Origin of the sequence: Mycobacterium sp. (assembly GCF_035314665.1) — a bacterium.
Classification (GTDB): domain Bacteria; phylum Actinomycetota; class Actinomycetes; order Mycobacteriales; family Mycobacteriaceae; genus Mycobacterium.
In genome coordinates this window covers 1-10,020 of record NZ_DATFZD010000163.1, presented here as the reverse complement: position 1 = coordinate 10,020, position 10,020 = coordinate 1, and the positions used below count along the sequence as shown (strand labels likewise).

Here is a 10,020-nt window from a genome sequence, read left to right as displayed (position 1 = left end):
AGTGGACGTTGGTGCCGAGCGCGGCCAGCGGCGCGGCCAACACCAAGACATTCTTGACCCATTGCCGCGGGCGCATCGCCTTGATCACGCCGACGACCAGGTTTGGCCGGGCCGTTGCAGGCCCGGTTGCCGGCGCTTCGTCTTTGATGTCTTCACTCATTTGCCTGCTCCGGTCATCCAGCCGTCGATCCGAGCGGCAATGGCCGCGACGACGGCGCCGACGACCACGCCGGTGGCCACGTCGCTGGGATAGTGCACACCGAGCAACACCCGCGAGAGCGCCATCGGCGGCACCAGCATGACAGGCAGCGGCGCTCCGGTGGCACGGGCCAGCAGGATGGATGCCGCCGTGGTCGAGGTGGTGTGCGCCGACGGGAAGCTCAGGCTGCTTGGCGTGCCGACGTTGACCGCGACCGCCGGATGATGCGGCCGCGGACGCCGCACCACGCGCTTGATCAGCACGGCGGCCGCATGCGCGGCGAAGGCTCCGGCGCCGGCGACCAGCCAGGCCCGGCGCCGCCGCGGCTGCAGGATTGCACCGATCGCCGATACCGCCAACCAGCCGATGCTGTGCTCCCCGAAATGCGACAGGGACCGCGCGACCGTAAGCGCACCGGGACGTTCGCCCAACGCCGATTGGACCGCTACCAGCGCAGCCACTTCACCACGTGGCGGTGCCGAATCAGCTGCGATGTCGGCCATTGCCGGTCACGTTGTTTGGAACGGGGTCGTGAGCCAGCAGCAGCACCGTCTCCCATTTCTCCTTGCTGGACAGCACCGGCAGCGCCTCGCGGTAGATGCGGCGCATCTCGTCGAACCGACTGAGCAGCTGCCGCTGCCGCCGCAACGACTGCCACAGCAACGCGAACATCTTGGCCCGGTCCCGCTGGCGGTAAACCGCGCCACGGCCGTCGGCCGTGGTGACGGTGGCGCCGTCCAGCGTGGACAGCCGGAACCACCGGGCGTCTTGGGTCGGCACGTTGAGCTGTGGGCGCTGATGGTGCGCCGGGTCTGCCCGCGTGAGCTGATGCAGCGTCCCGCGGGCCAGTCGGTAGCCGATTGCCAGCGGGTGCACCGGCGGTTTCATCTCGTAGTTGCGCTGCGACGGTCGCGGCAACTCGTCGGACGACGGCAACACCACCGCATCGGGGTAGGCCTTGCGCATCCGGTGCACCTCGGGCAGCGCGGTCTCCAGTATCGAGAAGATGTGCTCCGGGCCGGCGAGGAAGTCGTCGATCGCCCTGTTCTGAATCGCTACGGTCGAATACTCAAGGCAGGACAGGTGTTTGAGCGTCGCCTTGAGGTGGCTGCGGACCAGTCCGGACACATCGCCGTCCCAGTGCAAGGCCGCGACCACCAGCCGGTTACGCAGGTGAAAGTAGGCCTGCCAATCGATTGCGTCGTCCTTGTCGCTCCATGCCATGTGCCAGATCGCCGCACCGGGCAACGTGGCGGTGGGGTAGCCATGCTCGGCGGCGCGCAACCCGTAGTCGGCGTCGTCCCACTTGATGAACAGCGGTAACGGCTGGCCCAACTCCTCGGCGACCTGCCGCGGGATCATGCAGGTCCACCAGCCGTTGTAGTCGACGTCGATGCGCCGATGCAGCAGCTGGCTGCGAGGGTCGTTGTCGCTCAACGGGTATTCGGCGAAGTCGTGGTCGTACTCGGTATACGGCGCGGAGGTCCACATGAAGTTCGACCGGTCCACCATCTCGCCCATGATGTGCAGGTGCGATGGCTCCTGCAGGTTGAGCATCTGGCCGCCAACCAGCATCGGCGCCTTGGCGAAGCGGTTCATCGCCAGTATCCGCAGGATGGTGTCGGGCTCCAGCTGAATATCGTCATCCATGAACAGGATCTGCTGGCAGTCGGTGTTTTTCAGCGCTTCATACATCACCCGGCTGTACCCACCGGAGCCGCCGAGGTTGGGCTGGTTGTGGATCGAAAGCCGATCGCCCAGCGGCGCGGCCGCGGCGGCGAAGTCGGGGTGATCGCGCACCTTCGAAGTGCCCTGGTCGGGCACAATCACCGCACCGATGACTTCGTCCACCAAGGGATCTGAGGTGAGGTCCCGCAGGGCGTTGACACAGTCGTTCGGTCGGTTGAAGGTCGGGATGCCAACGGCGACGTTCGCCACACCCGGCGCGGGCTTGTCGGAGTACCACCCGGCGCTGAGCAGCGTCACCTTGGTGTCGGTGGTGATGTCGAACCAGATCCACCCGCCGTCTTCGAACGGCGCCAGTCCCACCTCGAGCTCGACGGTCACCGGCTGCTCTCCGGCGCTGGCGAATTCACGCCCTTCGACGAAGATCCGCGCGCCGGTGGCCTTGGTCCGGTAGACGTCGACGCGACCAGCCCCGGTCAGCTCGGCTCGCAGCACCACCGACGTGCACGTCGTCCAGCGCCGCCAGTAACTGGCCGGAAACGCGTTGAAGTAGGTGGCGAACGACACCTCGGACTCGGCGCCGATCTGCAGCGACGTGCGGTTGGTCGCGTGCGCGCGACCGGAGTTGGTCGTCGACTCCTCCAGGTAGAGCTTGCGCACATCGAGCGGCTCGCCGGGACGCGGCAGGATGACGCGGGCCAACAGGCTCACGGCCCTACCAGAATGTCCGCCTCCTTCTTGCGAGGTCGGGGCTCCCGCCTTGGCCGTTGCGCTGGCTGCGTCGTCGCCGGTGGTCTTAGTCATCCGTGGATGGTTCCTCTGTTGTTCTCATCGAGCGGCGCACCGTCGCGCAGGTGCGGCGCCAGGATGTTGTCGTACATGTTCAATGCGCTGGCGATGGCCATGTGCATGTCGAGATACTGGTAGGTGCCGAGCCGCCCACCGAAAAGTACCTTCGCCGAGGCGGTTTCGTCTTTCGCCCTGGCCCGGTAGGCGGCCAGTACGGTGCGGTCGGCCTCGGTGTTGATCGGGTAATAGGGCTCGTCGTCATGGTCGGCGAATCGGGAGTATTCCCGCATGATCACCGTCTTGTCGGTCGGGTAATCCCGCTCGGGGTGGAAATGGCGGAACTCGTGGATGCGGGTAAACGGCACGTCGATGTCGTTGTAATTCATCACCGGGGTGCCCTGGAAATCGCCTATCGGCAACACCTCGACCTCGAAATCCAAAGTCCGCCAGCCTAAGTGGCCGTCGGCGTAGTTGAAGTAACGGTCCAGCGGGCCGGTGTAGACGACCGGAGCATCCGGACTTTCGGCGCGCAGGCCGTCGCGCACGTCGAACCAGTCGGTGTCCAGCCTGACCTCGATGCGATCGTCGGCCGCCATGTTCTGCAGCCAGGCGGTGTAGCCGTCGGCCGGCAGGCCCTCATAGGTGTCGTTGAAGTAGCGGTTGTCGAAGGTGTAGCGCACCGGCAACCGGGTGATGTTGGCCGCGGGCAGCTCCTTGGGGTCGGTCTGCCACTGCTTGGCGGTGTAGCCCTTGACGAACGCCTCGTAGAGCGGACGGCCGATCAGCGAGATGGCCTTTTCTTCGAGATTCTGCGCATCGTCCGACTTGATCTCGGCGGCCTGCTCGGCGATCAGCTGACGCGCCTGGTCGGGGCTGAAGTAGCGGCCGAAGAACTGGGACACCAGTCCGAGTCCCATCGGGAATTGATAGGCCTGCCCGTCGTGCATCGCGAAGACCCGATGCTGGTAGCCGGTGAACTCGGTGAACTGGCGCACGTACTCCCACACCCGCTTGTTAGAGGTGTGGAACAGATGCGCACCGTACTTGTGCACCTCGATGCCGGTTTGTGGCTCAGCCTCGGAGTAGGCGTTTCCGCCGATATGCGGGCGCTTTTCGACGACCAGCACCCGCTTGTCGAGCTGGCTGGCCACGCGCTCGGCAATCGTCAGGCCGAAAAATCCGGAGCCGACAACGAAGAGGTCGAAACGAGTGGTCATCGGTTGCCTAGGGTATCCGACCGCGCGACCATAGCCCGCTTGGCGGGGCGCTCGGCCCGGGTTTTTGGTGTGCGTCGTTCGCCCGCGGCGCGGATACCAGCGCCGCGTGTGGTGATCTGGCGCATTTTGGTGACGAAGGTCGCGATTGCCTCACGATTCGATCTCGCCACTCTAGTCACACCAATCACGTCAGTACCATCGAACACGTGCCCTGGGTAGCACTCCTCAAGGCACCGTGCGCGTACTGAGCGCGCATGAAACCGAGAACACATAGTCCAGATATTGAGGAGACTTCCGTGCCGAACCGACGTCGACGCAGGCTCTCGACAGCCACGAGCGCAGTCGCCGCTCTGGCGGTCGCGAGTCCGTTTGCTTATGTAGCCGTCAGCGGTCTGCTGACCGACCCCAAGCCCCCCGTTGAGCACCACGAGTTCGTCAAGGCGGCCGGCATGACCGACCTGCCCGGTGAGTTGATGAATGCGCTGTCGCAGGGTCTGTCGCAATTCGGGGTCAACCTCCCGCCTGTGCCGAGCCTGACCGGTGCGACCAGCCCCGGGCTGGCCTCGCCGGGCCTCACCTCTCCGGGCCTCACGTCACCGGACCTGGCCTCGCCGGGCCTGACCACGCCCGGTCTCACCAGCCCCGGTCTGACCTCGCCGGGCCTGACCTCGCCGGGCCTGACCAGCCCCGGTCTGACTTCACCGGGCCTGACCTCGCCGGGTCTCACCAGTCCGGGCCTGACGCCCGGCGCAACTCCCGGTCTGACTCCGGGCGCGACTCCGGGCCTGACCCCCGGGACGACCCCGGGTCTCACCCCTGGCACGACCCCCGGTCTGACCAGTCCCGGACTGACCAGCCCGAGTCTGACGCCAGGGCTGACCAACCCGACCGGCTTCGAGCCGGCGTTGACGAGCCCGGGGCTTGGCGCCAGTCCGAGCGAATATCCGATCAGCGACCCGATCGGATTGGACCCGGGCGCCGGCGGCACCTACCCGATCCTCGGCGATCCGTCACTCGGCGCTGCGCCGTCCGGCGGAAGTAGCGGCGGGCTCGTCAGCGACATGATGAGCGCGGCCAATCAGCTCGGCGCCGGGCAGGCCATCGACCTGCTCAAGGGCCTGGTGATGCCAGGCATCACGCAGGCTATGCACGGCGGCGCCGGCGCCGCCGCTGCTCCGGCCGCCGCGGTACCGGCGTTGCCGGCGCCTCCAGTGCCGACACCCTGATCGAAGCGGCCGGAAGGACTGTCACCCGAAACGGCACCGCAGAAGTGGGACCGCGCGCGACCTGCGCGACCTAATCTCTGCGGTGCCGTGCCGTGGGCTCGTTAACTTAGTCCACTTACGTAGCGTGTCGAATCATCTGTAACACTAGACACATACGTAACATCGGGTGGTGCCAATCCGCCGTCCTGGCCGACCCGCACCGACGATGCTGTTCACCGCCATCGCCGCGACAGCGGTCATTCTGCCGTGGGCGGCTGACTCGGGCATGGGACATCGCGACCAACGGCATCAGGCGACCCACCCCGGTGATACTCAGCTGACCCAACAGCCGTTGGTCGGCCTCGGCGGCGGCGTCACCGTCCGCGAAATCAGCCAACCCACACCGTTTTCCATGGTTGCGCTGACGGGCGGAGACCTCAAGGGCACGTCGGCGCGGATACGCGCCCGGCACGCCGACGGCTCGTGGGGTCCGTGGTATGAGACCGAGGCGCTGCAGGCCCCGGGCGGCCACGGCTCGACACCGGGTCCATCCGGCACCGATCCGGTATTCGTCGGCAAGACCACCACCGTGCAGATCGCGGTCACTCGCCCGCCTGGCGCAGCACCGACCGAACGGCCGAGCGGCCCGGCACCGACCGGCGCTGGCCTGGGCTACCTCCCGGCCACCGTGGAACAGCCGCTGGCGCAGAACATCTCGGCCATCCTGATCTCCCCGCCGCAGGCGCCGGCCGACACCCAGTGGAGCCCGCCCACCGCGGTCATCGCGGCGGGCCAGCCGCCCAACATCATCGGTCGTGCGCAATGGGGCGCCGACGAACTGGTGCGCTGCGGGAACCGGCCGTTCAATGAACCTATCCGCGCCGCCGTCGTGCACCACACCGCGGAGAGCAATGACTACCAGCCGCAGGACTCGGCGGCCATCGTTGCGTCGATTTACGCGTACCACACCCAAATACTGGGCTGGTGCGACATTGCCTACAACGCGCTGGTCGACAAGTACGGCCAGGTATTCGAGGGCAGGGCGGGCGCGCTCACCGGGCCGGTGCAGGGTGACCATACCGGTGGCTTCAACCGCGAATCCTGGGGTGTGGCAATGATCGGCAACTTCGACGACATTGCGCCGACACCGATCCAGCTCAACACCCTCGGCCGGCTGCTCGGCTGGCGGCTGGGGTTGGATCACGTCTACCCCAAGGGCATAGTCACATTGGCGTCAGCCGGCGGCCCCGACACCAACTATCCCGTCGACGCCCTCGCGACGTTGCCGACCATTTTCAGCCACCGCGACGTCGGCGCCACCGACTGCCCGGGCAATGTCGCCTACGGGCTCATGGACGAAATCCGCGATACGGCAGCGCGTTTCAACAGCCCGCCGCGACCCGAAGACATGGCCATGGCGCTGCAAGGCGGCGCGATCTATGACCGGTGGCAGTCGATCGGCGGGATGAACAGCGTGTTGGGCGCGCCGACATCGCCGGAAGCTACCGCGGCGGGCTCGGCGCGGTACGCCACTTTCGACAAGGGCGCGATGTACTGGTCGCCGGAAACCGGTGCCGAACCGGTGACCGGAGCCATCTATGACGCATGGGCCTCGCTCGGCTACGAGCGCGGTGCGCTGGGGTTGCCGACCAGCGGCGAGTTCCAGGAACCGCAGTGGGTGAAGCAGAACTTCCAGCACGGCACGTTGGACTTCGACCGGCTCAGCGGGCACGTCAGCCGGGTGATCGACGGTGTCGCCGAGGAATTGCCGCCGTCGCCGCCGAGCGGTCCACCGATACAGCTCGAGCGGTTCTCACCCGTGCACGCCGCCGAATGAGCATTGCGGCGCTGTAGCCGCTGGGGCCGATTGCCCTGCTCCTAGAGCCACCAACGTTCCAGCACTCGCGCCACCCCGTCGTCGGTGTTGGGTGTGGTCACCTCGTCGGCGGCGGCGATCGCGTCGGGATGCGCATTGCCCATTGCCACCCCGTGGCCGGCGCGCAGCAGCATCGGCACGTCATTGGGCATGTCGCCGAACGCGACCACGTCATCGTCGGCGATGCCCTGCGGCCGAGCGAGTTCGGTGATACCGGTGGCCTTGCTGATGCCCAACGGCACGATCTCGATCAGCCCGTTGTTGGTGGAGTAGGTGATGTCGCCCTCGATGCCGACATGTTTGGCAAGCTCGGCGGCCATATCGGCGCTGCGGGCCCCCGGCTTGCGGATCAGCAGTTTGACCGCCGGGGCGCTCAGCAGATCTTCGAAGGACACCTCGGTGTTGTCGGGATTGAGCCAGGCGTGTTCGTAGCCCGGCGAGCTGACGAACTGCGGCGTCGCCGTGTCGTGCGCGCTGCGGCCGATCCGCTCAACGGCCAGCCCGGCGCCCGGGATGGCACGCGTCGCGATCTCCGCAAGTTCGCTCAGCGTCGCCACCGACAGCGTCCTGGCGGACACCACCCGATCGGTCGCGGGGTCGTAGATCACGGCGCCGTTGGCGCACACCGCCATCGGCGCGAACCCGAGGTCGTCGACCACCGGCTTGATCCAGCGCGGCGGGCGACCGGTGGCCAGCACGAACTGGGCCCCGGCCTCGACGGCGGCGCGCACCGCGTTGCGCGTGCGGGGAGTGATCCTCTCGTCGTCACCGATCAGCGTGCCGTCCACATCGCAGGCGATCAGGGCAGGCAGGGTCACCGGGCCGACCCACTTTCGCAGCCAGCGGTCAATGTGTTCCGCTTTGAGTTTGCCCCGGCCGCGTCACACCGTCGGTTCCGCGCTTCTGAAGGCGCTCTTGCAATTCGGCGTACCGGAGCGCCCGGGAATCCTCCCGGGTTGGCGCGCTGCCACCCAGCCGCCACGGCACCCAGAATTCGCCCTCCGGGTGCGGATACTCCTCCTGCACCCGGTAGAGCAGTTGGTTCATCGATTCACGCAGCGCCGCGTTGAGTTGCTCGGGGGTGCCCTGCGGAGGCAACGGCCGGCCGACGGCCACGGTGATCGGAACCTTGTTGCGGAACACCTTCTTCTCGTGATCTTTGGGCCAAATGCGGTGGGCGCCCCAGACGATGAGCGGGACGATCGGCACCCGCGCCTCCAGGGCCATCCTGGCCGCCCCGGTCTTGAACTCCCTCAGCTCGAAGCTGCGGCTGATCGTGGCCTCGGGATGCATCCCGATCAGTTCGCCCTCCCGCAGCCGCTGGACGGCGGTGTCGAAAGCGTCGTGCCCGTCGCGGCGGTCCACCGGAATGAGCCTGGCATGCTTGATGACGTAGTTGACGGCTTTCATGTCGGCCATCTCGGCCTTGATCATGAAGTACATCCGCCGGCGCCGCTCACGCGCGGCGAACAACGACGGCAGCCAGTCCAGATAGCTGGTGTGGTTCTGGGCGAGTAGCGCGCCGCCCCGCTCAGGGATGTTCTCCAGGCCGTGGAACGTGAACTTCGTTCCGTTCATCGCAACGACCGGCGGCACAACCCATTCCCCGAACCGGTAAAACGCCTCAGCCATGCTCGGCGCTCCTTTCGTGCAGCCGTGTCCTCAGCTGCTCGACGTGTCACCCACCGCGCTCCGCCCGCTTCCGGGCACGCACAGTCTTTTCAGTTTCCTCAAGAACCTTGGCCTCCGCCACCGTAGGTGCGCCCCCGCCAAGGCGCCGCGGAACCCAGAACGCGCCTTCCGGGTGCGGATATTCCTCCTGCACGCGATGCAATAGGGACGCCATCTCGTCGCGCAACGCCGCGTCAAGGTGCTCGACGTCGCCGACCGGGGACAGCGGCGGACCCGCGGCCACGATCACCGGAATCTTTTTGTAGCCGAGATTTCTCGGGTGGTCTTTCGTCCAAATCCGCTGTGCGCCCCAGACGATCAGCGGAACCATCGGAACTTCTGCCTCCAACGCCATGCGCGCCGCCCCGGTTTTGAATTCCTTGAGCTCGAAACTGCGGCTGATGGTCGCCTCGGGCATCAGGCCCACCACCTCCCCGGCCTGGAGCAACCGAACAGCCTCGGCGTAAGCCTCGGACCCGGATCGACGGTTCACCGGGATGGTTTTGGTGTGCTTGATCAAGAAGTTGACGATCTTCACCTGCTGCATCTCGGCCTTGATCATGTAGCGGATGCGCCGCCCTCGGTAATGCACGGCAAGCGCGGCCGGTAGCCAGTCCACGTAGCTGGTGTGGTTGATCGCGATCACCGCGCCGCCGGTGCGGGGAATGTTTTCCAGGCTCTGGTAGGTGATCTTGGTGCCGGTTGCCGCGACCAGGACCTTAGCCGCGATCTCAAGAGTTCGAAAGACCGGCTCCATGCCGTTACTCCGACGCGCCCGCCGGATCCGCCCGTTCGCGAGCCGCCCGGGCGGCCGCGCGTTGGCTGGCTTCCTCGGCGTCCAATCGGGCCGCCTCCGCCAGGGTAGGGGCGCCGCCGCCCAGCCGGTGTGGCACCCAGAACTCGCCAGCCGGATGCGGACCGTACGAGTCCTGCACCCGCTCCAGCAGATGCTGCATTCGGGAGTGCAGCAACGCCGTCAGGTCGGGCGCGGACAGCGTCGGCAGGATCGGCTCGCCGACCGCGATCGCAATCGGCACTTTCGGACGGAACAGTTTCTTGGGATGGTCTTTGGTCCAGATCCGCTGGGCACCCCAAACGATGTGCGGGATGATCGGCACGTCTGCCTCGATCGCCATCCGTGCGGCGCCGGACTTGAACTCCTTGATTTCGAAACTGCGGCTGATCGTCGCTTCGGGATACACGCCGACTAACTCACCGGCCCTGAGCCGCTCCACGGCAGCGTCGTAGGACGCGGCGCCGCTGGACCGGTCTACCGGTATATGCCCGCAGCCCCGCATGATCGGCCCGGTGATCTTGTTGTCGAAGACCTCCTGCTTGGCCATGAACCGCACTTTGCGCGCGCGGTGCTCCCTGTAT

9 protein-coding genes and 1 pseudogene are annotated in these 10,020 nt (G+C 66.7%); 2 read left to right on the top strand and 8 right to left on the bottom strand.

From position 1 onward, the window contains the following. From VKI00_RS13310 to glf, 4 genes and pseudogenes are all read right to left on the bottom strand, one after another. Positions 1 to 160, bottom strand: a pseudogene (locus VKI00_RS13310) (decaprenyl-phosphate phosphoribosyltransferase); the annotation flags it as partial. Continuing rightward, positions 157 to 702: a phosphatase PAP2 family protein gene (locus VKI00_RS13305; RefSeq protein ID WP_324438038.1), complete on the bottom strand. Its 546-nt coding sequence runs from the start codon at positions 700 to 702 to the stop codon at positions 157 to 159. The gene VKI00_RS13305 and the pseudogene VKI00_RS13310, both read right to left, overlap by 4 nt. Further along, a complete protein-coding gene (locus VKI00_RS13300; protein ID WP_324438044.1) occupies positions 683 to 2,596 on the bottom strand; it encodes a glycosyltransferase in 1,914 nt (637 codons plus the stop codon). The genes VKI00_RS13305 and VKI00_RS13300 overlap by 20 nt, the downstream gene beginning before the upstream one ends. Positions 2,597 to 2,685: 89 nt before the next feature. After that, positions 2,686 to 3,891 carry a UDP-galactopyranose mutase gene (gene glf / locus VKI00_RS13295; RefSeq protein WP_324438036.1) on the bottom strand — a complete coding sequence of 402 codons (1,206 nt, stop codon included), beginning with the start codon at positions 3,889 to 3,891 and terminating at the stop codon, positions 2,686 to 2,688. 296 nt (positions 3,892 to 4,187) lie between these two features. On the opposite strand from glf, the gene VKI00_RS13290 reads away from it, so the two are divergent. Continuing rightward, entirely contained in the window at positions 4,188 to 5,117 is a 930-nt protein-coding gene (locus VKI00_RS13290; RefSeq protein ID WP_324438034.1) for a hypothetical protein, read from the top strand. 205 nt (positions 5,118 to 5,322) lie between these two features. Further along, positions 5,323 to 6,933 carry an N-acetylmuramoyl-L-alanine amidase gene (locus tag VKI00_RS13285; RefSeq protein WP_324438042.1) on the top strand — a complete coding sequence of 537 codons (1,611 nt, stop codon included), beginning with the start codon at positions 5,323 to 5,325 and terminating at the stop codon, positions 6,931 to 6,933. Positions 6,934 to 6,974: 41 nt separating this feature from the next. On the opposite strand, the gene VKI00_RS13280 is transcribed toward VKI00_RS13285, so the two are convergent. The 4 genes from VKI00_RS13280 to VKI00_RS13265 all read right to left on the bottom strand — a co-directional run. Next, positions 6,975 to 7,790: an HAD family hydrolase gene (locus VKI00_RS13280; protein WP_414687187.1), complete on the bottom strand. Its 816-nt coding sequence runs from the start codon at positions 7,788 to 7,790 to the stop codon at positions 6,975 to 6,977. Positions 7,791 to 7,818: 28 nt separating this feature from the next. Further along, on the bottom strand, positions 7,819 to 8,604 hold the full coding sequence (locus VKI00_RS13275) for a lysophospholipid acyltransferase family protein (RefSeq protein ID WP_324438032.1): 786 nt from the start codon (positions 8,602 to 8,604) through the stop codon (positions 7,819 to 7,821). Between the two features lie 46 nt (positions 8,605 to 8,650). Continuing rightward, positions 8,651 to 9,400 carry a lysophospholipid acyltransferase family protein gene (locus VKI00_RS13270; RefSeq protein WP_324438030.1) on the bottom strand — a complete coding sequence of 250 codons (750 nt, stop codon included), beginning with the start codon at positions 9,398 to 9,400 and terminating at the stop codon, positions 8,651 to 8,653. Positions 9,401 to 9,404: 4 nt separating this feature from the next. Beyond that, a partial coding sequence (locus tag VKI00_RS13265; protein ID WP_324438028.1) for a lysophospholipid acyltransferase family protein occupies positions 9,405 to 10,020 on the bottom strand: 616 nt, incomplete at its 5' end.

Coding starts and splice junctions, on each gene's coding strand:
- VKI00_RS13305 (WP_324438038.1), bottom strand. CDS start 702: ATGGCCGACATCGCAGCTGATTCGGCACCGCCACGTGGTGAAGTGGCT.
- glf (WP_324438036.1), bottom strand. CDS start 3,891: ATGACCACTCGTTTCGACCTCTTCGTTGTCGGCTCCGGATTTTTCGGC.
- VKI00_RS13285 (WP_324438042.1), top strand. CDS start 5,323: ATGCTGTTCACCGCCATCGCCGCGACAGCGGTCATTCTGCCGTGGGCG.
- VKI00_RS13275 (WP_324438032.1), bottom strand. CDS start 8,604: ATGGCTGAGGCGTTTTACCGGTTCGGGGAATGGGTTGTGCCGCCGGTC.
- VKI00_RS13270 (WP_324438030.1), bottom strand. CDS start 9,400: ATGGAGCCGGTCTTTCGAACTCTTGAGATCGCGGCTAAGGTCCTGGTC.